The sequence below is a fragment of the Leptolyngbya sp. GGD genome, assembly GCF_026735145.1.
Taxonomy (GTDB): Bacteria; Cyanobacteriota; Cyanobacteriia; order Leptolyngbyales; family Leptolyngbyaceae; genus Leptolyngbya; species Leptolyngbya boryana.
On sequence record NZ_JAPQKE010000009.1, the window covers coordinates 1 to 23,914 of the forward strand.

The 23,914-nt window shown below is 46.8% G+C and carries 18 protein-coding genes; 11 read left to right on the forward strand and 7 right to left on the reverse strand.

What is annotated here, in order from left to right; all coding sequences use genetic code 11:
- Window positions 1–149 precede the first annotated feature (149 nt).
- Window positions 150–890 (forward strand): peptidase E, encoded by a 741-nt coding sequence (locus OU814_RS26925; RefSeq protein WP_268242681.1) that lies wholly within the window; start codon window positions 150–152, stop codon window positions 888–890.
- Between the two features lie 182 nt (window positions 891–1,072).
- Window positions 1,073–2,434, forward strand: coding sequence for a hypothetical protein (locus tag OU814_RS26930; RefSeq protein WP_268242682.1), 1,362 nt, complete (start codon window positions 1,073–1,075; stop codon window positions 2,432–2,434).
- A gap of 162 nt (window positions 2,435–2,596) precedes the next feature.
- On the opposite strand, the gene OU814_RS26935 is transcribed toward OU814_RS26930, so the two are convergent.
- The gene (locus OU814_RS26935) at window positions 2,597–3,754 is read right to left on the reverse strand and encodes a transposase (protein WP_268242683.1); all 1,158 of its coding nucleotides are present in this window, start codon (window positions 3,752–3,754) and stop codon (window positions 2,597–2,599) included.
- A gap of 196 nt (window positions 3,755–3,950) precedes the next feature.
- On the opposite strand from OU814_RS26935, the gene OU814_RS26940 reads away from it, so the two are divergent.
- From OU814_RS26940 to OU814_RS26960, 5 genes are all read left to right on the forward strand, one after another.
- Entirely contained in the window at window positions 3,951–4,532 is a 582-nt protein-coding gene (locus OU814_RS26940) for a hypothetical protein (RefSeq protein WP_268242684.1), read from the forward strand.
- Between the two features lie 787 nt (window positions 4,533–5,319).
- The gene (locus OU814_RS26945; protein WP_268242685.1) at window positions 5,320–5,913 is read left to right on the forward strand and encodes a helix-turn-helix domain-containing protein; all 594 of its coding nucleotides are present in this window, start codon (window positions 5,320–5,322) and stop codon (window positions 5,911–5,913) included.
- Between the two features lie 144 nt (window positions 5,914–6,057).
- A complete protein-coding gene (locus tag OU814_RS26950; protein ID WP_268242686.1) occupies window positions 6,058–6,228 on the forward strand; it encodes a hypothetical protein in 171 nt (56 codons plus the stop codon).
- 236 nt (window positions 6,229–6,464) lie between these two features.
- Window positions 6,465–6,593: a hypothetical protein gene (locus OU814_RS26955; RefSeq protein ID WP_268242687.1), complete on the forward strand. Its 129-nt coding sequence runs from the start codon at window positions 6,465–6,467 to the stop codon at window positions 6,591–6,593.
- Window positions 6,590–9,814, forward strand: a complete 3,225-nt coding sequence (locus tag OU814_RS26960; protein WP_268242688.1) for a hypothetical protein — start codon at window positions 6,590–6,592, stop codon at window positions 9,812–9,814. Before OU814_RS26955 ends, OU814_RS26960 begins: the two co-directional genes overlap by 4 nt.
- A gap of 44 nt (window positions 9,815–9,858) precedes the next feature.
- Here the strand turns inward: OU814_RS26960 and OU814_RS26965 are convergent, their stop codons facing one another.
- The 3 genes from OU814_RS26965 to OU814_RS26975 form a co-directional block, all read right to left on the reverse strand.
- A complete protein-coding gene (locus OU814_RS26965) occupies window positions 9,859–10,194 on the reverse strand; it encodes a XisI protein (RefSeq protein ID WP_268242689.1) in 336 nt (111 codons plus the stop codon).
- A 156-nt stretch (window positions 10,195–10,350) separates the two neighbouring features.
- Window positions 10,351–10,920, reverse strand: coding sequence for a hypothetical protein (locus tag OU814_RS26970; protein WP_268242690.1), 570 nt, complete (start codon window positions 10,918–10,920; stop codon window positions 10,351–10,353).
- Window positions 10,921–10,984: 64 nt separating this feature from the next.
- Window positions 10,985–12,325, reverse strand: coding sequence for a hypothetical protein (locus OU814_RS26975; RefSeq protein WP_268242691.1), 1,341 nt, complete (start codon window positions 12,323–12,325; stop codon window positions 10,985–10,987).
- 462 nt (window positions 12,326–12,787) lie between these two features.
- Between OU814_RS26975 and OU814_RS26980 the strand changes: the two genes are divergently transcribed.
- The 4 genes from OU814_RS26980 to OU814_RS26995 all read left to right on the forward strand — a co-directional run bounded on the left by OU814_RS26980 (window position 12,788) and on the right by OU814_RS26995 (window position 18,790).
- Entirely contained in the window at window positions 12,788–13,558 is a 771-nt protein-coding gene (locus OU814_RS26980) for a peptidylprolyl isomerase (protein ID WP_268242692.1), read from the forward strand.
- Complete coding sequence (locus tag OU814_RS26985) at window positions 13,555–16,533, forward strand: peptidase domain-containing ABC transporter (protein WP_268242693.1); 2,979 nt, start codon at window positions 13,555–13,557, stop codon at window positions 16,531–16,533. Before OU814_RS26980 ends, OU814_RS26985 begins: the two co-directional genes overlap by 4 nt.
- Window positions 16,534–16,537: 4 nt before the next feature.
- Window positions 16,538–18,019, forward strand: coding sequence for an HlyD family type I secretion periplasmic adaptor subunit (locus tag OU814_RS26990; RefSeq protein ID WP_268242694.1), 1,482 nt, complete (start codon window positions 16,538–16,540; stop codon window positions 18,017–18,019).
- A 225-nt stretch (window positions 18,020–18,244) separates the two neighbouring features.
- Entirely contained in the window at window positions 18,245–18,790 is a 546-nt protein-coding gene (locus tag OU814_RS26995; RefSeq protein WP_268242695.1) for a DUF1822 family protein, read from the forward strand.
- Here the strand turns inward: OU814_RS26995 and OU814_RS27000 are convergent.
- From OU814_RS27000 to OU814_RS27010, 3 genes are read right to left on the reverse strand one after another with little or no spacing between them, the layout of a single operon-like run.
- A complete protein-coding gene (locus OU814_RS27000; RefSeq protein WP_268242696.1) occupies window positions 18,787–20,232 on the reverse strand; it encodes an FHA domain-containing protein in 1,446 nt (481 codons plus the stop codon). The two genes, OU814_RS26995 and OU814_RS27000, sit on opposite strands and share 4 nt — an antisense overlap.
- A gap of 18 nt (window positions 20,233–20,250) precedes the next feature.
- On the reverse strand, window positions 20,251–21,996 hold the full coding sequence (locus OU814_RS27005; RefSeq protein WP_268242697.1) for a hypothetical protein: 1,746 nt from the start codon (window positions 21,994–21,996) through the stop codon (window positions 20,251–20,253).
- Between the two features lie 2 nt (window positions 21,997–21,998).
- Window positions 21,999–23,891: a serine/threonine-protein kinase gene (locus OU814_RS27010; RefSeq protein WP_268242698.1), complete on the reverse strand. Its 1,893-nt coding sequence runs from the start codon at window positions 23,889–23,891 to the stop codon at window positions 21,999–22,001.
- Window positions 23,892–23,914 lie beyond the last annotated feature (23 nt).

The following is a 23,914-nucleotide window of genomic DNA, read 5'->3' on the forward strand; positions in this document are numbered from 1 at the left end:
TTATACCGGAGGTGGTTGCACGGGTGACTAAGTTGTCGATCGCAGAAGTAGAACGACTCCGTGCCAATCTGTCGAACGAGTAGAAAACTGAACCGCCAGTCTTGTAAAATCGTGAACTGTCAGCACAACTCATAAGTTAGCTAGTAAAAGTGACTATTCGTTCTACTCTAGATACACATATTGTCGCGATCGGGGGAGGTGGTTTCTCAATGGAGCCAGAAAATCCCTTACTCGATCAGTACATTTTGGGACTCAGCAAAAAATCTCAACCCAAGGTCTGTTTTCTTCCGACTGCTAGTGGAGACAGCGATCGCTATATTGTTAAATTCTATTCAGCGTTTCTCAAGTTTGCTTGTCAGCCCTGTCATCTTTCACTGTTCAACCCACCCACACTGGATCTTCGCGGTTTTTTGCTCCAGCAAGATATTATTTATGTGGGTGGAGGTAATACAAAGAATTTGGTTGCGCTGTGGCGAGATTGGGGCATTGATCAAATTTTGAGAGAGGGTTGGGAGCAAGGAATCATTCTTTGCGGTTTGAGTGCAGGGTCAATGTGCTGGTTTGAGGAAGGCTTGAGTGATTACACCGGAAATGGGATGTACAAGCCTTTACACTGCCTTGGCTTTCTCAAGGGCAGCCATTGTCCACATTATGATGGGGAGCGAGATCGTAGACCTGTCTATCACCAAATGATTGCAGCAGGAGAATTAGCAGATGGATATGCTGCGGATGATGGAGTTGGATTACACTTTGTGAACGGAGCTTTGGTGAATATTGTTAGTTCTCGATCAACGGCAAAAGCCTATCGAGTAGAACGAGAAGGAGGTCGTGCCAAGGAAACGCTTTTAGAGCCGACGTATCTTGGAAATCTCAAAAATCGAAACTTCTGATAGGATGAAAAAATCTAAGCTTCTCGCGAATCTAATTCTGAGCATTGCAAGAGGGCGTGGAATAGGGTGTTGTTGAACACAGCCACTTTTGCGATCGCCAAAACTCTTTAGAGCGATGAATCAGATTCAGTGATCGCGCTACTGTTGAACAGTTCAGAAATTTAACCCACACCATTACAACTATGGCGTTGAAGCGATCGAGCAATTCTACACCTGATGATCTGCTTACTCTCCTAGGGTCAGAAGAGCGGCAGTTCGTGGAACTTGGTCGGCAATTATCCTTGGATGACTTGGTAAAAAGCATCCTCAAACTCTCTGAGCGGCTTGGTGTAGAAGGGCGTAAGCGAATCATTCGCGTATTCACCGAGCATAATTTTGCGGCTGAGTTTGAAGATAATCCGCAGGATGGAAGTCGATTTCGCAATGATTGTTTTGAGTACAACTCTCCCTATGCCAATAGCCCTAATTATTCGGTGAAGCTCTATTGGTGGGATCGAGAGAAATTGCATCGGCAGTACATCGGGACAATTCCGTTTAAGCGAGATCAAATCATCCGCCTCCAGCATCGCACGACTGGAAAAATTAGGATTGTTCTCTGTGAAGGGCTGTACACCGATCGCTCTCTGTTTGAACTGGTTCCTGCTATTAAGCAATTCCGTCAGGAAGAAGCTCAAAAACGTCGATCGCGAAACGAAGCGAGGAAGAACAAACAGCCTTTACCAGAATATGCTTCGGACGTACCAGAGCTAGGAATTGAGCTTCGCCTAAAGCAACTTCTTCCCACCTCACAGTCTTTTATCTTCAGCTACCCAGGCTGCTTGCAAAATGAACTGCGTGAAGACGATTGGCAAATCGAGATTTTGTCTGAATCTGAATTTTCAGCAATCAAAGCAGAATATATTCAACCGGAACACCAAGCGTTGAAGGATCAAGATGATGCACTGACTCCACTCGATCGCGCTGCTGATTCTGAGTCTGCCCCCTCGAAGTTGTCCTTTCAAGACACTTCCAGCAAATCAGGAGGGCGTGCTTCCTACGGAGTTGCGCCGAGCGCTAATCACCGTTCAAAATCAAAGCCCCCTACCTCCTCGAAACGGCAGACCGCCAGTACTGCAACAGCTTCATCTCGTTCGCCTGCTAAGACGATCGATCCCACTCCAACAATGTGCGGTCTAGTGTTGCTCAGTCAGCTTACCGAAGCTCCACTTCAACTGATTGAAACCACAACCCAAGTGGTTTTGTCTGACGCACAAAATCGAGCGATTATCACCTTTGATCCAACCACTCAGCAGTTACAGTCCTCTTACAGCAGCATTGAATTTCTTCAGCTACTCGAAAAGCTGGTCAAAATAGCATTTCGTCACGTTGCGGCGACAGACGAACAGCAACAGATGGCAACTCGCTTGAAAGTTCGACTGCAAGGTGCAAAGCATCAGAAACCCGAAGAACTGCTCAATTATTTGATGGGAATGCCGAGCAAGCGGCGCAAAATTGAGTTTGACGATCGCTCTCATACTGAGGGGCGATCGTTGCGATCAGAATAAATGGCTGAGAGCTTTACTAAATTACTTGAATGATGCAAATGTCAAATATTCAACCAAAACTGAAAAGTGTGTACAAGGAAATTGGCTTAGTTGTGAGGATCTTATGAATATAGGGAATACTAGTGCATGAGTGCTTAGTGATGTAGAAAACTTTTTGTCGTCTCAAGATGAGAAGGTTGTGACTTTAGAGAATTGAAGGCGATGGTTTAAACGAGCACGCTTACTCTGAGAGGCACAAGCTGCGGGTGGACTGCGACGTGGCAAGGGTTCAAATTGGGGCAACGGTTGCCCTAAATGACGCAGTTGTTGGAGATAGCGCAAACCGAGTTGCAGAAAACTCAAGCCTCGCTCTGGATGGGAATCGAGCCGTTTGCGTTGACCACAACGGACCAGCAAGAAACCTAAGACCAAAGCAATCAGCGTGGCGATATCGAGCAGCATGAACAGATTGGTAAGTGCTGTGGCATCGCGCAGATGCGACCCAATCAGGTCAAAGGCAGCCGACTTGTAGTCTTTGATGTGCGGTTCAATCCCGCCAAAACGACGACCATAGCGCTCAAAGGTCTGCAATGAGGGCGGTTGACTACTGAGGACAGCCCAAGATTCCTGGACTCCTGGCAGTGTAGCAGTCGCGAGATGGCAGGGGATGTCTTCGAGAATCGTCACGTTTGGGAACAGATAAGCTTGCTCGACCGGAGGCAACAATTGAGCAATGGACTGAGACACACCGGGAGCGAGAGTAATGGTGAGATTGCTTTTGGCACGAATCAACCAGTTCCAAGCGTGTCGATTGCACCACCGCATCAACTCGCCATGCTCAAAGCCCCGGTCTGCGAGCAGTGTTACCTGACCCTGAGAGGGCAGCAAGTTTAATACCTGTTCCAAGAGGGGAAGATAGGCAGTAAAAGCAGCACTGGCACTGCCGTGTTCTAAAACCGTTTGCGCTAACGTGAACGAGCGCCCACCCCAGACGAAACAGACTCCTACCCAACAGAACTGATCCCACAACACACTCGTATCGAGCGTTAACAGTAACTCTGTCCCAGCAAAGGCTTGGAGCAGTTGTTTCAATAACGGGGCGTAGAAGGTTTCAGCATTGACCTGCGGATTGATCAGTAAGTAATTCAAGCGGGCGTGGTGACTGCGAGCAGTACACCCGCGATGGCTCAAGTAGGGCAGCCAATGATTTAAGCAGGCACTTTCGGATTGGAGAATCGCGGCAACTGCTTCGGACACGCCTTCTAAGTGCCGTTGGTCACGCGGTTGAATCCATTGACTCAATTGGTCATTTAGTTCACGATACAGATGGGGCAATTGCATAAGTTTGCTTTGGTGTGGAAACTTGAGCATCTCACAATTTGCCCCGCCCAAGTCATTCCTGTCTCACATGAGACATTCATTAAATCAACCGTTTCAGGACTTTTCTACATCACTAAGGCATGAGTGACTAAGCGACGAAACTTGTCTCTTTCACATTTGGAAACAGAGATTTGATTGAGAGTAATCGAGAAATTTTATGAATTTTCAAGCTGTTCTGTTATCAGTTCAAAACGGTGCGGAAAGTAAACACAAAATAAAGCTTTTTATGGAAAAAGGAATAGTAGATTTGTTGTCAGAACTTGGAGATGATGAATTTAAAGAAGCGCAAAGATCATTGATTTGGAGTCAGACTGGTAGTGATGCAAGAATGCACATTGAAAATGCTGCTACGATGTTTAGACTCGCTAGAACTAAGTATATGAGCGCAATCAGCTCTACAACACGTTGGCAGCAGATTTGTGAAGCTTTTATCGGAGGGGCGAAATCTACAAGTCCTCTTGATTATCCGAGAATGATAAATTATAAGAAAGCCTGCGTATCTTCAATTTTTACTGCTATTTGCTATGGCTATCTTAAAGAGACTAAAGCTATGCAAGATAGTCTCAATGATGCAAGACAATTATTTGAAGCATATAGAGCTACAAGTACTAGTGAAATTGCATCAGTTTTGCTGGAAAACACAGAAGGATTTACACGTCAACTTGAACAGGACTGTAAGTTATTTGCTGCTGTAATAGAACGTATCGAGTCCTTGAACCTGAAGAACAGGCTTACATAGTTATTTTTCAGATTTTATTTTGGCAGACCGCTGCATTAAGCAGGAATTTGGAAATAGCGTTGCCTAATCAAACGAGACACTTCCAATTAAGTACGGCAAAAAGTACGTGAATCTAGATTTGGAGAAGGCTGGACTAAAGCAATCACCTAAATCAGAAACTTATTGTAAGCCTCGTCGGAGAGGTCACTCCAACAACCTGCGAAGGATATGGTACAAGCGATTGTAGGTTCTGCGGACTGTCGAAAGCTCTGCACAAGATGATACAGTTCGACGAGCTTATCATCAGAAATCTGTTCGATCTCTTGCTAGACCTTGGCTCTCAGATCAGCATTATTCATCTGATTATGCCCCAATAGCGATAGCTTCTTAATTCTGCCACGGCTCATCAAAATTCTGAGGGTTAGATGTACCAGAACGCATGACCTGAAGTAAGATCAGCGTAAATCCTCTTCAACTCCCTTCAATTCCCCAATTTTCCAAACTTTGGAAAATTCAGAGAGGCGAAATTTTCGTACTTTCCAAAGTTTGGAAAATTCCAGATTAGTAAGTATATGGCTCGTTGCCTTCGGCACAGCAAAGCTGCCCGCCTATCAATTTGTCATTTCAGGTTCTTTTCAGCTATACCTATACCTATTTGATCAGGTATTTCCTAGCTAAATGGAAGATTACCCCCACCTACTTTTTACAAAAATGTCGATATAGCTGATCTTTCGAGCGTTTAGGCGTTGACAGTAATTTGTTCGAGGTGTAATTTTAAAGGGCGAACCATCTGTCGAAGGACACCAAAATGCTGGTTAGTAAACTGCCAAAAGTGATGGAGCATTACGGGATCAACGATCCTGACGCGCTCTATGACATCATTAAGCAGAAACTACCGGAGTCCTCGTTGAACCGAGATCAGTTAATCAAACTGTACTACGGGCACACGAAACGGCTCGGTCGGGAAGCACTCCTCGATTGCTGCCGCTTATTTGGGCTGACGCGGGTGGGACAACTGATTGACTTTGATACTGCTCCAGAGACTCCAGACGAATTCGTTGAGATGCGACCGGATTCGGTTCTGCTCATCGGTCATGTGTCAGAAATCCTGAAGCAGCAAGGTAAAAGTCAATATCGATTAGAGATGGACACGCGGATGCACGCGAACACCATTTCAAACTGGGTGAATGACTTTGACTCGATGAATCGATTTGAACTCAGTTCGATCGAGAAGATCTGTCAGGCACTCAGCTTACCGACCGTTGATCGCTTACTAACCCTGAAAGTGGTTCCGGTACGCGGTCGTCGTAAAGCGAAATCCATTCAATCGATCTTTCACCCAGAGGAGGAACGCCCCAGTCCCCTAATTCCAACCAATCTTCCTATTCTCAAAACTGCCTAACCATTCGCTTCAAAAAGCGAGAGGGGCAATCCTCTGCCAAGGATCACCCCACAAAAAATGGTTCTCGACTTATAAATCCGTGCTATCAACACGGTTTCTAGAAAACGCAATTCAAAATTGCGCTCCTTTTTCATGAGAAAAATTATGCCACAGAACGCTTTGTCGTGCCAAGCCTGGGTACGAAATTTTTGTAATTTAGAACCGCCGATCGTCGGAGAGCCTAATTTCCTCTGGCAACAGCGAAGTTCCCGAAATCTCGATCGCCCGTTTCTCGGAGAAATGGGCAAGCAAAAGCTGACTGAATGCCTGATGTGACGGGGCAATCAATTTGGCTTTGGGTTCGTGTGTGTACATTGCGCCGGAGTAGAGGAGCAGCACGTCTAGATAGCTCAAGTTTGGTCGCTGGATCTATCTAAATGTGTCCGAAACCCTTACCCCGAACTGGATGACGGAACGCCTAATTCCGCCATTTGACGATCATCGTATCAAGTTTGCGGGCAAGTTGCCACTGTCACGCTCCCTACTTCGCGCCTACGAAGTAGAGGCAACTCATGCAATTTAATTTATTGATCCCTGTCGATCTACAGGGTGAGGTTTGCGTGAGTGATTGCATTCAATCGCTCACCGTTCCCTCGATCGCGCTTTGGTGTCCAACCCTCACAGGAGGGCAGATGCTATGAGCCGATCCTTTCGTTCTCTCAAAGGCGATTGCCCGATCTGTCAGGGCGATCGCAAAGACTGTCGTGAGAATACGGCAACGCACATTATTCACTGTCGAGATCTCAACGCGACTCCGATGGGGTTCCGATTTATTGGAGAAGACGCGATCGGATTTTCGATGTGGGTTGAAGATTCGGCAAATTCTGCAACGTTCCAGCGTGAACCGCGACAAGTTGAGCGATCTCAACCCAAGCAAACCTTGAGCACTGAGGAGCGCGATCGACAATTCCGCAGAATTTGTCAAAGTTCTGGATATCTAGCAACTCGACATCAGCAAGCCTTGGTCAAGCGTGGTTTAGCGCCGGAGCAAATCGAATGGGCACATCAGCAAGGACTTTTATGGACTTGGGCTGCTGACGCTCAGATTTCCGGCATTACTGCTGAGTTACCAGGTGTGACTTCTCGTGGGCACTTGCGGCGATATCGAGGGATGGCGATCGCGATTCCTGATATTAATGGCAGAATTCTCGGCGCACAAATCAAACCCGACAATGGCAAATATTTCTGGATCAGTTCTAAGAAAATCGGGGGTGCAGGCATCAACCTGCCCAATGGAGAAGTACCGATCGGAGTTTACCGAGCGAAAGAAACTGTCCAAAGTTCTGAAATTAACTTAGCCGAAGGCTTTCTTAAACCCTTAATTGCTGCACAACGGTTTGGCTTGTTATTTATTGGAGCCGCTGGCGGGCAGTGGGCAAGAAGTCCACAGTTATTCAGGCAGTTTCTTGATCAAGCTGCGACTGAACTTAATACTCAAACGGTTGTGCTGAACGCAGATGCGGGCGCGGTTCAAAATCGTGATGTCCTGCGTGAATATCGCTTAACCTGGGAACTCCTTCAGGGTTGGGGCTATACCGTTCAAATTCGCTGGTGGGAACAAGTCACGAAAGCAGCTTGTGATATTGATGAACTTGACTCCGTAGGCTTTAACAAGGCTCAATTGATCAGTGTTGAAGCCTTTGAAGCGATCGCGGCTGAACAAGAAAATCTCCTAATTCAAGAACTCAAGCATCTGCTTCGTCGCCTCACTCCGAAACCAAAGCCTGCTCGTGGTTTTCAACCCACTCCTGCACTGCAAGTGACTGCGATCGTGGAATATGAGTCGTGCGATCGCAAACAAGTCTGGCAGCAAGCAGTTCATCAAGGGTATCGGTATATTCTGGATCAAAGTGGAACAGGAAGCGGGAAGTCTTACAGCACTGGACAACTTTCTCCTGAAGAGTTTGGAGTACGGCAGGTTTTCTATTTATCGAATGACCACCGCAATCCCACAACCGAAACACTTCAGCTTCAGAATGGCTGGATTGACTTAGAGGCGCGGCATGGCGGACTTGTGACGAAAACTCAGCCAGATGGAAGTGAAAGACTGCAACGTGCTGCCGCTGGAGTAGCGTATACAGTCGCGCCCAACTGTAACCGTAATCAATTGATTAATGTGCTGAGATCGAAGAATGTTCATGGTGCAGATACAGCCGCTTTAATTTGCGGCACTTGCCCATTAAAAGAAAGCTGTACTCACGCTCAAGGCAATGGCTATGGATTTCTCAACCAGCGCCGGATTGCTCTATCCTCGCCCAAAGTGCGATCTCACCCTGATAGTCTTGCACCTGCGATCGACTACGACTACACTACCGTTTTACTAGCCTGGGATGAACCTGGACATAGCTTTAAGGTTTCACAGAAAATTCAGGTCACAATTAGCGATGTTGAAGCTCTACTCGCACACTTGCTGAAACATTGTCCTCAACTTTTGGAAGTCTTATCTCCGCTTCTTATTGCGCTTCTAGATTTGTTTTCTGGAGCATCCGATCGCAAATTCGGTTTGACGCATGATGAAGTCATTTCCAAATTTACACAAGTGCCACCCCTCGCTCCGATGCTTCTGGAGCAAGCCCTTCAGCCAACGCTAAGCTTTCTCAATACAACGGCTCAGTATGGTGCTGACCTACAAGATTTGCCCAGAAACTTACGCAAGCAGTTTCTTGAGAGCGATCACACCAAAGCCGAACAAGCTCAACAGCAGGTTCTAAAACAGTGGTTTTCAGACTTCGTGCTGATTCTACAAGGCAAAATTCCTGGCGGCTATCTTTCCTTCCATCGTCAGTCGCTCACGATGACCCTTCCTGATCCTCGCCATCGCTCGATCGTAGCGGCTGCCAAAGCGACATTATTTCTGGATGCTACGCTAACTCCAGAAGAACTTGCTCAAAAGTTGAACTGTCCATCAGATCAGATTTTTGTGTGTCGTGAGAAGACTAAAATTTCCAAGAATTTGAAATTATTTCACATCACAGATTTGGGACGAATGGGAATGCAGCGCGGCAAACAGCAGGAGCGGCGTTTAGCTGCATTGGTGGATCACTACCGATCGATTGATCCCACCACAAAAGTCATTGACTTCAAAAAATTCGATGCGGATGGCGCACATTGGCGAGATAGTCGTGGGGTGAATACTTTCTTGCAAACTAATACTCTGATTATTGTGGGCGCACCTTGTCCCAATTTGACAGAGATGCTGGCAGAGTATTCGGTTTCGACAGGTGACATTGCGACCGAGGCAACTCCTGGATTTCAGGCTTGGTTATACCAAACGATTCAAGCTGAACTGATTCAGGAAATTGGACGACTGCGATCGCAGCGACGACCCACTGAACAGTTGCAAGTCATTCTGATCACGAATTTCCCAATTGATTTAGCGGCTGAACCCCTTAAAGCTTCAGAGGTCACGCTAGAAGCTGCAACTAGAACAGAACGGCTGACTGTGGCAATCCAGCAGGCGGTTGAATACCTGCAATCAATCGATCAGAAACCAACTCAAGCCGCGATCGCGGGGCGAGTTGGAGTGAGCCAAGGTTACATCAGTCGCCAATTCCGAAAATTATTACAAACGCTATTAGATCCGATCGATCGCACTCATCATGAAGATTCCTCGGAGGAAACGACTCCGCTAGAGATGCTAATTCCAGTGACACAACAGGCATTAGCTGACAGTCAAACGCCAATCCAAGTTCTGGAGATACTTCACGAAATCTTTCTGAGTTGGCTAGAACCTGTGAACTGGGCGAAGGTATGGCAACACCTTGCATCTCCTGCTCAGATCAAGGCTCTTTTCGCCTTGCTACTTATGGCAAAACCAACTGAACTAGACTTCCTGAAAAGCGAGGCATTATCTAACGGGTAGGTTTTGTTGCGATCGCACTTCTCAGGAGCGTCCTGCTTTGCCTCCTAAGCCTGAGCAAACTCCGAATACTTTCTCAGGGTTGGGGCTTGGTACTCCAAGACAATATCAGTTTTAGGGATACCTTCCTCAATCAGAACGTTTGCGATCCCCTCTTCCGTCGGGTCGCTGTGAATGTAAATTTTTCCATTTTTCAACGAAAGATGCAGTGTTGTGTAAATCCTTCGCTGTTGAGCATCCCACCCAGTCTGAATCACCTGATACTGATCAGTTACAGGATCACATAACAGTGCTGTCTCTGCATCTTGCATTCGCTGATACAGATCGTAATAGTGCTGAAGAACTTGTTTAACAATGTTTCGGTATTGCTCTACTCGATCCATGCGACAATCTCTTGGATTTTAGTGCTGTACACTAAAATTCTATACGTCCGGATACTGTCCTGAAAAAGCGGGGCATCAACACCAACATCTATAAAGTGATAGGATAACGGCTTCAGCCGCAGATTTATAGTTTGGTGAAAAAAGTGTGGGAGAGTTTCACCAAGATTTATTTTGCTGAGACGGATGGGGTTCTGCTTGATAGATTGTCTTGTAGGGTCGCTGAAGTGCCAAACTGTAGCGTCCAATATCTCCTGGCTGGCGGCTTGTGACCACGATCGTATAAATTCCTGTTGCTGACAACTTGGTTTGAAGTCGAATATTAATGGCTTCTGCGGATTGTTTCCCTTCGCCAATCACGTTGTTATTTGCATCCAATAGCACAAAAGCAGGTTTGAGCTTGAGCGAGTTTATGGAGCGAGAATCTGCTGATCCAACGATGCTCACCCGAACGTAGTCGCCTCGAATTCCTCGAAAACGATAGGCATCGAAGAATCGTCCTCGAAATTGAAATCCTCCTGGTGCTAATACTCCAGGAATTACACTGCCATACTGGATCGCCTGAACTCTTGGTACGGAACGGGTAACAGGAGTGGGATAAACAATTGATTGAACTCTTGTCCTGCTGATTGGACGAGCTTCGGCTCTGCTTATCCAGGTGACCACTCCAAAGCAAGCCAGAACAACTAGGATCAGTTGAATGTAGCGGAATTGAAGACACTCGCTCACAGGTTTAGCTCTTGAATTGAATGGTGCGCTGCTTGTAAGAGGAGATGCGATCGCACTGCTTAACTTACCGCGTCGAAATCGCATTTCTCTGCCCTGACTGAGAAGATTCCGTATTAGCTTGCAGAACCTCGGTTACTTTCTGCAAGGTTTGAGTATCTAGCGGCTTGAGCATCAAAGTTCGCTCTGCTGGAGGTAATTCAGCAACTAAATCTGTACTCAAAGGTTCAGAAGGAGCGGTCTCGACCTGAGAGGGTTGATTATCGATCGCGGATGGCGGTGATGATTCTCTCGTAGGGACGGATGGAAGCTGAGGCAAAACGGTTCGTGGGATTTGCTGGGAAGGCTGAACGACTCCTCTTATATCGGTTTGAGTGGTTTCTGATTGTGGGGGAATTAATCGCGGTTGAGATTGAGGCACTGCGATTTGTTCTCTTTGAGTCACTTTGCTTTGAACGGCTGCTTCAGGGTTTTGCTGTGTACTAGCGGGTGGCGGTAATGCAGTCGAGGATGACTGAGTTTGAGGGGAAGTTGCGAGCGCTTGAGGTACTGTCTCTTGAGGTGTTGCTACTGGCGTTTGAGTGAGTTCAGAACGGGCGACTGTTGAAGGGGCTGGTGGTGGAGAAGGAACAGGAAGAACGGGCGTAACCGGAACAGGAGCCGTTCGATTAAGTGCGGCAGGTGGGTTTGTCGCAACAGTTGTATCCGCTGTTCGAGGTTCAGACTGTGCGATCGCTGCTTCGGTATCGACTGCCAGGGGCGTTAATCTAGGTGGCGTAAATTGTGTCAGAGGCGGAATGGATTGCGTATATGGAGCGGATTGATTATGCGGTGCAGTAGCGAGGCGAATCGTTGTGACAGAGGGATCAAACGCATTTGCGATCGCTTGTTCAAGTAGTGTTTGGACTCGTGGTGTAGTGTAAGTTCCGGTTCCACGCAACGCTTCGAGCGATCGCAGTGCATTTGACCAATCCCGGTTAGCAGCCGCAGAAAGAGCTTGATTCAGAAATCTGGCTTCCTGCGTCCAAGCGGTACGAAATGCTTGGGCTTGTGAGGTGATGCTTGCGCCCGACGGGATGGGTTTGAGCGAAGCTACGGCTTGATCAAGTTTGCCTTGGCGGTATTGTTCTAACGCTTGTTGTAAAACTTCTTTTGACCAACTTTCCTGAAATTGTTGGGCTTGAAAAAAATGGCGGCTGTTCCGAGGAATGCCTTGAACCTCCTGAAGAGCTTGAGCAAAGCGATCGCGACTCGCTAAAGATTCTGCCTGTTTCAACATATTGGCATAGATAGTTTCCATCTCGTTTGGGATTCCACTCTTCTGAACTGGAATCCCTACTGTCATCGCATACAAAGCAAGTGACACGACAGATACAGATAGTCCGCCGCCTAAGATCCAACGACTCATGGCAGTCAGTCTCCTAAAAACGTTTAATTTTGACAAGGCGAATACTCCAACGGCTAATACTTGCTGGAGGTGTAGCTTGGTGGACAAACCCAGTAAGAAAATGTTCGTAGTGTTTAGAATGCAAATGCCGAAATGCTATCGCGCTCAATTTGTGATTTCTTCTTCCGATCGATAGAGTCTCCATCAGCCCATTCTGTTGCTTTGAAATCTCTCTATGGGGATAGGTATCGTATTTCAGAGCGTGATAACCCTTATGTAATCGAAGCAGCGATCGCTGCATTAGCCTGATTGATTCAAATCGCAACACCGAAACCGTATCTTTGACTCCACTTACTGGAGGATATACGCAATTGCGTATTGCTAACGGTGCGGAAGCTAGTCTAAACCCCTAACTGAGTTGAATTCGCGATCGTTCGAGTTCAGCCAGCTTTGATTTGAGATGATCATTGCAACTCAACTAAAATGACAGTCTGTTTAACGTTTGGAAATTTAAAGCTGACTGGCGAACAAGTGGTAGCAGCTTTGATTCGTCATCAACTTCTAGAATCGCTTCTAGAGCAAATCTTGCTGGACTCAATACTCACCTCAGTTTCGATTAGCGAAGGCGAAGTGTTTGAGCATTTGACAGGGCGCAATCGCACGATCGCGCCCGACGATTTTCAGGTGTTTCTAAGAGACTGGGCAAGTCAACGGCAGCTAACGCAAGCAGATCTGGAAAAAGCAGTTCGACAGCTACGAATTCAGAAACTGAAGCAAACACAGTTCGATCGCCAAATCGATGCCGAGTTTCTGCAACGGAAGTCAGAGTTTGATCAGGTTGTGTTGTCCCTGATTCGCACCTCAAATCACCAGCTTGCCGAAGAATTGCTATTTCAGCTTCGGGATGATCAAGTATCGTTTGAATCGCTTGCTACCCAGTACTCAGAGGGGACAGAACGCGATTCGCAAGGATGGATTGGATTAGTGCGTCTGTCTAACTTGCCGATGCCTGTTGCTCAAATCGTTTACCAAGGACAAGTTGGACAAATTTATGGACCTATCGTACTTGAGGATCAAGCTTGGATCATTCGGATTGAGCAGTTTTTCGCGGCGCGATTGACGGAATGGGTTCGCGCTGACCTCCGCAATCAGCGATTCAATCGGTGGCTGCGCTCTACACTCCGCTCTAGCATTGCTGAACCTGGACAACTTCAGCTCAACGCTAATCAAACACCTGCTGAGGCGATCGTATGATTAATCTGGAAGTGAGATCGTTTCTACCCATCTTTTTCAGTTCCTTTCCATTTAATCGACTCTCTCCTGAAGCTTGTCGGTATATTGCCTCAAGACTAACGCTGAATGATTTCCAGCCAGGCCAGGTCATTTTTGCCGAAGGTGAGCTTCCGATCGCAGTTCATTGCGTTGTCCAAGGGCAAATTCGTATCGTTAGTTCAACTCAGCCACAGCAAGTCACGATCGCTCGATTAGAAACTGGGCAAACGTTTGGATGGGAAGGACTCTTGCGGCGCGTCAGTGTTGGATCAGTGCGATCGGCAGGGCTGGATGAAACGCTAACCCTATCGCTTTCTGCGGATGAATTTGAGCAATTACTGAGTGCGGAATTAATGCCCGTAGTGAGCGAGTGTGTTAGTGTGATCGAGCTTTATGATGTTCTATCTCGTTTCCTTGCAACGTTGCCAGTTCAAGTCAACAGACCTGACTTGAACTGCGTTATTCAGACAATCATTGAGCAGAATCTTGCAATTACCTATCAACCTCAAATGCTTGAAACCCTGCCATCGGGCTATGTATGGTTCATGAGTAGTGGTAATTTGCAGCCGATTGGTACTTTAATTCAAACAACTGAAGATTTCTCAGCGATCCACACGAATCTGTCTCCTACTCGCTTGATTGGCATCGATCGTGCTTTTCTCAACTCGATATTGGAGGCAGATCCCCTAAGTCACACATCTACTTCAACCGTCATTGACCGACTAGAGCGGCTTCTAACTCCTTCTCAATCGTTACCGACACCACTCCTGTTAGAGCGTAAATCTTATCCTGCTCATCGATCGCAGTCCTCAGAGCTTTCTGAATATTGGGTTACGACATTCTGGAATTTATGCGAATCCCTGCAAATTCCCTACCGTCCAGATATTCTCAGGCGTTGGTATCCTCGGCTAGCAACGCTCAGTGATCAGCGAATGCAGCGCTATGTTCGGATATCAGAAGCATTTGGACTGCAAGCCCAGGTCACTCGATTCTCTCCAACTGCTAAGGGGCTACTCCGGCTGCAAATGCCAGCATTACTTGTTTTGAATGGAATTCCGTGCGTTCTGTATGAGGCGACTTCGACATCGGTTACGATCGCTTCTCCTATTGACGGCTTACTGCATTTAGAGCCGGAGCAGGTGACTGAGCAACTTGCGATCGCAGAAAATAGCTCTGGTATTCAACTCAGTTATGCGCTGATTGCTCGTCGTCATGCAGATAGCCCAATGCAGCAGTTCGGGTGGCGCTGGTTTTTGCCATACTTCAAGCCGCACCAAGGCATTCTGCTGCAAGTTTTATTTGCCTCAATGGTAGTGCAGCTTTTGGGGCTTGCGAATCCTCTGATGACTCAGCAGATTATCGATAAAGTCATCATTAATTCTAATCCCAGAGCATTACCTGTCTTCGGTGGGTTGCTAGTGGTGGTGACAGCAGCAGAATCCGTCTTGACTGTGTTGCGGACGTACTTACTCAATAGCACCACCAACCGAGTTGATTTGGTTGTTGGAACTGAAATTGTCCGGCATCTGCTCAATTTGCCGCTCCCCTTCTTTCAGAAGCGTCCTGTGGGAGAACTGGCAGCGAGAATTTCAGAACTGGAAACGATTCGGCAGTTTCTCACGGGCACTTCGATTACCGTTGCCTTGGATGTTATCTTTTCGCTACTGTATGTGGGAGTGATGTGGCTCTATAGCCCTTTTCTCACGCTCTGTGTGTTGGGGTTTGTGCCGTTGATTGCGCTACTTACATTATTTGCATCTCCGATTCTCGATAGGTTGATTCGGAAGAGATCAGATCAGCACGCTCGAATGCAGTCTTATTTGATTGAGGTGCTAAATAGTATTTTTACCGTGAAAGCACAGTATATCGAGTCTTTAGCGCAAGCACATTGGCGCGATCGTTATCTGCAATATTTGGGCAGCAGTCTTCGGACGACGATCGCGGGGTCAGTATTTCAAGCGATGAGTACGTTTATCAATAATCTCAGTAGTTTAGTTGTCTTGTGGATTGGCGGTAGCTTGGTTTTGAATGGCGAATTGACGTTGGGCGGGCTGATTGCTTTTCGGATTATTAGTGGATATGTGACAGGTCCCCTCATTCGACTGTCGCACATGGGACAGCGAGTGCAGGAAGCAAATTTATCGATCGAGCTATTATCTGATATCAAAAATACTGCGATGGAATTTTCGGTTGAAGATGCTGAAAGAGTTGCACTTTCTGAAATCATTGGACGAGTGCAATATCAGACTGTGAGCTTTGGATTTAATAGCCAGCAACAACAATTGGTCAATATTAACTTCGATATCGCGCCAGGGGCGTTTGTTGGCATTGTGGGTCAAAGTGGCTCAGGGAAAAGCACTTTAGTCAAACTTCTGCCACGTCTATATTCTCTAAATCAAGGCTCGATTTACGTTGATGGAATCGATATTAGTAAAGTGAGTCTTGCCTCGCTACGTCGGCAGATTGGAACCGTCCCACAAGAACCAGGTTTATTTGAAGGAACCATTCGCGACAACATCACTTTATTCTCGGATGCGGACGATCGAGCTGTTGTTGAAGCCGCAAAGGTGGCAGAAGCACATGATTTTATTATGGAACTGCCGGATGGCTACAGCACACGAGTTGAGGAGCGTGGAGCATCACTATCGGGTGGGCAGCGGCAGCGAATTACGATCGCTCGAATGGTTCTGAGCAATCCTCACTTAGTTATTCTCGACGAGGCAACCAGTGCCCTCGATTATGAAACAGAGCGGCGCGTCGTCGAGAATTTGATGAATCGATTTCGGAATACAACTGTCTTCTTCATCACGCATCGCCTCGCAAATTTACGCCACGCGGATTTAATCTTGTACCTTCAATCTGGTGCGTTGATGGAGCAGGGCACTCATGCCGAACTCATGGCAAAACGCCAGTTGTATTACTGCCTTTATACACGACAAGTTCAGGAATCTAGTTGAAACTATGACTTCGCAAAAACCTCGCTTATTCTTTCGAGTTGCTCATGCCCTACGTCAATGGATGCAAGCGGCAGCAGAGCAAGTGGATGCGCAGCTTGAACGCCCCGAATTTGATGTGCCTCACGCTGAAATGTGGGTGCGACGATCGCAGCTGCTTATTTTAGGGTTAGGCGCAGGGCTTTTAGGTTGGTCGATTCTCGCTCGGATTGATGTGGTTGTGACCGCCCGTGGCAAGCTTGAACCGTTGTCCTCATCTCAGTCCGTTCAATCCCGCGCTGGTGGGGTCGTAACAGCAGTGTTAGTGCAGAATGGACAGACTGTAGAGCAGGGACAGACCTTGATGCAGCTTGATAAAACTGAGCTTCTCAACCGTTTTGAAGCGTTGATGCGGCAGCGCGAGCCGATTTCAAAACAAGTTTCTCTGCTCAGGCTAGCTCGACAAGGACGCAGTGTGAATCTGGCAGATCCTAAACTAAAGATTCCACAAGAGCTGTTGAGTCAGGTGCAACGCCGAAATCTCCTGATTGCGAAGTTGACCGGCAAACCTCAAAATCTTACTCCTGAACAATTACAGCAGTACACTTTATTTGTGCAGGGATTGAATGATCTCCGATCGCTAAGTCAACTTCAAGTGAGTGCGCTAGAAACTCAGACAACCGGGGCAGATGCCCAGCTTGTGGAGAATCAAGCAAGACTACGCGCAGAGCGACAGCAACTCTCTAATTTGACGGCACTAAGGCAATCTGGAGGAATTTCGCGAACTGAGTATCTGCGCCGAGTAACTGAGGTAAACGCCTTGCAGAATCAATTTAATCAGAATCAAGTTCAGCGGCGCTTGCTCGATGTAAATCGCCTGCAAACTCAGATCGATGGGCAGAAAACGATCACGGATCAGTTGCGGGCAACTCAAGCTGAACTAAGCCAACTTGATGCCCAAATTGATAACACGCTGCAAACTAATCAAAGCCAATTAACCCAACTTGATGCCCAACTCAAACAAGCCAAACTTGATTTGCAAGCGCAAGAAGTCAAAGCTCCAACAAGCGGTGTTGTGTTTGATCTAGCAACAAGAATCCCTGGACTTTTCGCGCAGCCAGGTCAGGCGCTAGTGAAGGTCACTCCGAACGAAGCATTGATCGCACGGATACAGGTTGCTAATGCTGATGTAGGAAGCTTAAGCAACGAGATTCCTGTTGAAGTTCGGCTTGATGCTTATCCATTTACTGAACACGGCTCAATCTCTGGAGTCGTCACTAAAATTAGCAGCGAAGCTGTCCCTGCTGATCCAAATCAGCGTAATGGGCAAACTGTTTTCCCAGTTGAAATTCGGCTCGATCAGCCCTTTCTAGAGCGCCAAGGGAGACGTTTTACCATCGCGCCTGGAATGACATTAACAGCAAACATGAAAACCCAATCCCGCACTCCAATTAGCTACGTCGCTGAACCAATTCTTAAGGCATTTGATGCGATGAGATCGGTACGTTGAGAAAATTATAACTCAAATGGAGCGGAGGCTGGATTTGGTAATGGGAATCAGTTCGCAGCACTAATTGATAATTCACAACTATCAGAATTGATAATTCACAACTATCAGCTAATGATTTTGTAACGTAGGCATGGAAATTTAACCAGTCCATTTCTCTGAATGATCAAGGGTTCGCGTCTGTGACTTTCGCTCATTTATGTTGCTTCGCCATAGTTCTAACGAAAAATGCTTCCAAACTTTTCAATTCAACAGCCTTCATTTGCGATCTCATCTCATCTTCAAGAGCAAGCTTGGATGAGTAACCGAACTCATTCCTCCCAGTGGGCACAGTGGAACAGTTACATAAATCAGATCAGCTTACAAACTGTGCTCCCGTGGCTTCGATCAGAAATCAATTCTCAAGCAGCACTGCTATTTGAAGATTGGGCACGCATTAACGGTAGTTCAGTTCAGCTAGGTCAAAAGAGCTTTGTTCTGATCCCTGATCTCAGCATTGATAGAAGCGAAATTCGAGTACCACAATTTTGGGTAGATGATACAGACCACGCTGGAGATTATTATTTTGCAATGCAAGTCGAACCGGATGATTCGTGGCTTCAGCTTTGGGGATACACGACCCATCGGCAGCTTAAAGCGATCGGCGAATATGACTCACGCGATCGCTGCTATTCCTTAGCCATGGAGAATCTAATTCTCGATATCAACGTTTTTAGCGTCGTGCAACTTCTCTACCCAGATGAACCGACGCGATTTGAAGCTCAATCGGTTTAGGCTTCGACGGTAACTTGACCCACAGGATGAGCAACGCAAGCTAACGCATATCCAGCCGTTTGCTCCTCACTGGTGAGAGCGGTCGGAGCGTGTTGATATTTCACTTCCCCTGCTGGCACTTTGACCTTACACGCACCGCATACACCTGCTCGGCAGGCATACCGAATGGTTGCCACTCCTGCCTGTTCAGCAACTTCCAAAATTGATGTATTGGGAGACGCTGTTACTTCTTGCTGCGATCGCGTAAATTGAACCGAGCATGACGGCTGTTTACCATTCATCAAGGAAGCGGATTCTAGTGTAGGAACGATTACCTCTTGAACAGGCGTTCGCTGCCCAAAGCTTTCTTCGTGGTACTGCTGCATTGGGAACTGTAATTCCTCAAGTAAAGCACGAATGCTTTGTCTAAATCCATCAGAGCCGCAGACAAAGACGGTGCGATCGCATAAATCAGGAAGTTCCAGCATCGATCGCGAAATCCTTCCAGCTAGTCCCATCCACGCACTTTTGAGAGGTTGCTGAGTTACTGTTACTCTCAAATGAAAATTTGGCAGTTGTGCTGTTATCCATGCGAGTTCATCGCGAAAAATAATGTCTGTGGAAGTGCGAGCGGCATGCAAAAACACGACATCTGTATCCGAGGCAGTGTCGTAGAGCCATCGAGCCATTGACATCATTGGGGTGATCCCACTGCCTGCGGAAATTAGCAGGAGTTTGGGTGGCAGATTTGGAAGAAATGTAAATTGCCCAGATGCCCCTCCAAGCAGTTTGATCGAGTCACCGACGCGCAAATGATCATGTAGCCAATTTGAAACGGTTCCTGGAGGCGTATCGGGCGATTGGGCTGGAACTCGCTTTACCGTAAGCGCGATCGCGTAAGGGCGCGATGGACTAGAAGAAATTGAGTAGGGGCGAGAAACAGGTTTCCCGCCGATCTCAACTGCGATCATTACAAACTGCCCTGGCTGATAGTAGAACAGTATCGTTGGTTCGGCAGGATTACTCGTAAACCAAAAGGTTTTCGTATCAGGTGTTTCGTCAACAATTCGGAAACAAAAGACTGTAAGATCTTCATCTGTCCAATACCTTGCAGCATTTTCTTTAGTACTTGCCTGTGCTATCGTTGTTTGGGAAAGCATTTCCTCAACATATAGGAACGTTTCACCAATTTGAATGCGATCACCGACTTGTAGCGGATGCGGTTGAGATATCGTTTTGCCATTTACAAACGAGCCGTCTAAGCTGCCTGCATCCACAAGATAGTAAACTCCATCTATAAATTTAATCTTGGCATGGACACGGCTAATTCCTGGACTAACAAGAACTAAATCACATAGGGTTGCTCTGCCGATCAGCCATTCTGTTTGGTCGGGATCATTTTGAGCTAACGTATGTTGCCCGTGTTCTTGCTGGTTAAGGGTGATCGATTGAAACTTAATCATGAGACGCGATTGCTGGAGTTAACGAGGTTTTGGGCGGTAGGGAATTGTTTTAGCCGTTTGTCGTGAGAAGGTAATGGTCGGGATGCTGTTTTGATCACCTGCTTGGGCGAAACTTTGAGTATGAGTGGTAAATAATCCAGAGCGCTTTTCAGCGAGAAATTGAATTGCAATGAAATGGTCTGAATCAGATAGCTGCATGGTTTGCCTCAGCGAATCTAGGAAGCTGAAGCTATCGGCGACATTGATTTTATGATGAGTGATGACATCAGCCAGAATGTCTGCGTAAGCTCTAAGTCGGGATTCCTGCGGCCAGTTTGGCAGTGTTTTGGCAAGTGTATAGATCTCGTCAACGCTCAGTTCATCTAGCGATCGTCCAGCCAAAATCTCATTTGGAATTTCGACGTGCTCTAATTGCTGACGCAGGCTGAGACACACTTTTTCACGCTTGTACTGAGATTGAGATCGCCCAAAGGTACGAACTGCCCAAAGTGTCCCGACCAGAACAATCAGAGCATTGATTCCAAGGAGAAGCATGGGTGGAAGCCGATTTAAGGTTGGACGCGCTCCCCACGAGAAGAACGCCCAAAATGACACTATCGTAAAGGTAGTGAAGACAACATGCTGTGCCTGTTCTGCTGAAACTTTCTGCCCTCGTCGCACTCGATATGAACGATACTGCTTCTCTAGCCAACATCCCAAGACAACAAAAGCAGCAATCAAAGCTGCAAACGTCAGAAATATTGCTATCCATTTAGGGATCGAAATTGCAGAACCGAAGATGTAAAAGCCTACATCAGCAATTTTGCTCCGAGCGTCCTCTTCGTGTGCCCAAGACCCTGTAAAGTAATAGTCCCAATTCCCGCTGTAGAGAAAGAAATACAGATAAAAAGCAATGACCATGCCCAAATACCCGTACTGCACCAACCGCCGCCCTGGTTTTTTCAGTTCTTGCCAGTAGGCGTTTTCGGCATCAATATCGAAACAGGCAGTCTTACACGCAACGCAAGCGCCCTGCTCCTGTTGTGTTTGTGGATTGGCTGTTCTGCACATCGACTGAGTCAATGTACCAGGATGCAAGCGATGTGCCTGAGAACCGAGCAGCGATCGTGGACCTGTGTAGACAAGTTGGACAGGACTCATCGGGCAGAAGTAATGACACCAACTTTTACCGTTATAAAGATAGCCAACGAAAATCGCGCAGGCGATCGTGGCGATTAGGAAACCTGCGAGTAGAATGCGATCACCATTTACCCATAGCAAACGAGCTGCTAATCCCAAAACAAACAATCCAAACTGCACGTAGAGATGATTTCGCCCTAACCATGAGTTCTGTTCGATCGTGGCAACCTCTTGACGAGGATTACCTGTAACTGGATCAATGACTGTGCGCTTTCGCTGAATTCCCAAAGCACGCGGCAATTGGGATATAAATGATAATGGACAAATGCGCCGCCAGAACTCGTGCCCGAAAACCAGCAAAATAAAAATAGCACTGGGGACAATCATCGACCACCAGATCAACGTCCCAAGCGCAAACGGTTGTTCTGAGATGCAGTTAGATCGAATTTTGACGCAATTCTGGGGGTTCAAGTAAATATTTGGATCAAGTCGAAACGGACTTGGAAGACCTGAAGAATTCGCTTGAGGCTGTGTCCATTGCACCGTAATTGGATCGTAGATTAAGGATGCGATCAATAGGAACCATCCGATCGTCAACACCCATCGGATACGATGAAACGTTTTTTCTGAAAGGCGGCTAAACATGATTAATCAAAAGCGATTTGTAAAACTCTTAGATGCTGATCCTTTGCGTAATTCAATACATATCGACCGTCGGGACTCAGGAGCGTTTGCCCGTCGAGAGAACTAATCGTGCGCTGAAGTGTTCCTGTCTCTCGATTCCAAATTCTCAATGCGCCGTTGGTGTGGAGGGTCACCATACGATTTTCGTGAACGGCAGCGATCTCAACTTGGGCAGATTGAGAAGGAAAGGCTTTTATCAATTCTCCAGTGGTGAGGTTCCACATCAGTATGCGATCGCGACCCACGCTATACAAGAATTGCTGATCTGGACTTAGCATTACCTGGTGGATTGTATCCGTATGTCCTGCTAGAACTCTTTTTGTTTCGCCCGTTTGAGAATCAACAACCTGTAGATGATGCTGACTATTCACACAAATCAGTTCATTCATGGGTGTGTGCAGTAGAGGCATTCTGATTCCTTCTGTGTCCGTAATGGCGATCGCATGGGCTAATTTTCCAGTCGTGAGGTTCCACATCTGAATCTGATTAGGACTGGTAGCTATCAAAGTTCGTTCATCTGAACTTAGAATGAGATTTGAAATGGGCTGGCGAGACTGTAAGCGATGAACTAATTTTCCAGTTGTAGTATTCCAGACCCACACCTGATTTTGGTCAGCTTTCCCAATCAACCACTGACCTTTTGAATCTGAAATCAATGTTGTCACTGTTCTAGGAAGTTGAAAGGAATGAAGACTTTTTCCAGAGCGAACGTCCCAAAGTTGAAGCGTTTCATTACTGTCTCTGGCTAGGATTGTTTGATTAGCCGTCAATGCTAAATATTTTGCTGGCGCAGGGATATTTCGCTCTGATAGGAGCGTTAGTGGCTGAGTACTAGATCGAATTGTGGCAATTTGAGCCGCCATCGCATTGTTCATCGACGGCGTAGAGAGCCACGGCTTTGCCAAAACAATTGCTCCAATTGCTAGCAGTGCAGTAGCTCCCCAAGAAGGGCGTGCAACCCTGTGCCATTTATCCAACAATCGTGAATAGCGAATGTTTTTTTTGAGAGCTTCCCAAGAAATTCTATTTTGATCGCTCCAAGCTGGTTTGGGTGTCAGAGAGCGCGACTGCAAGGCGGCTAGAACTTCGCGAGTGTTGGAGTAGCGATCGCTCACTCTAGGAGCTACTAATCGATTAAGGATTGCGACGAAGTTTGGATCAACCGAGTTGGCATTAAGAGCAGATCTCCACAACTCAGGATGACGTTGTAGCTGATCCGGTGGTATTCCAGTTAGAAGTTGAATGGCGCAAACGCCCAAAGCATACAGGTCACTGCTGAAGGTCGGATGCCCGTTTTGCTGTTCGATCGGGCTGTATTCGAGCGTACCAAACGCAATGGTTTCGCGATCCAGATCTTCAACATGAATCGCTGATCCAAAATCAATCAGAACTAGCTTGCCATCGCGATCGCAGCGAATCAGATGATTCGGCTTTAGATCTTGATAGATCAGTCCTTGTGCATGGATGACTTCAAAGATTTCCAGAACCTCGTGCAAGATAGCAATCACTTCGTTCGATGTTAGAATTTGCTTCCGCACCAATATCTGATCGATCGCAGTTCCAGCAATGTACTCTTCAACGAGGTATAGCTGTGAGTCTTCTTCGATGTAGGCTAACAGATGTGGAACGCGATCGCTTTTTTGTCCAAGGTTTTGCAGGATTTGGGCTTCTCGCTCAAATAAGGGACGGATTTGCTCGATCGACAAATCTTGCTCAGGATCAATATTGAGCGATTTGACCACACAGAGCGGTGACTGTGGTAGATATTTATCGAGAGTGAGAAAGGTTTTGCTAAAACTTCCAGCACCGATCTGCTCAAGCACCAAGTAACGTCCAATTAAAAGTTTGCCAATCATGGTAGGTAGAAGGCAGCACGATT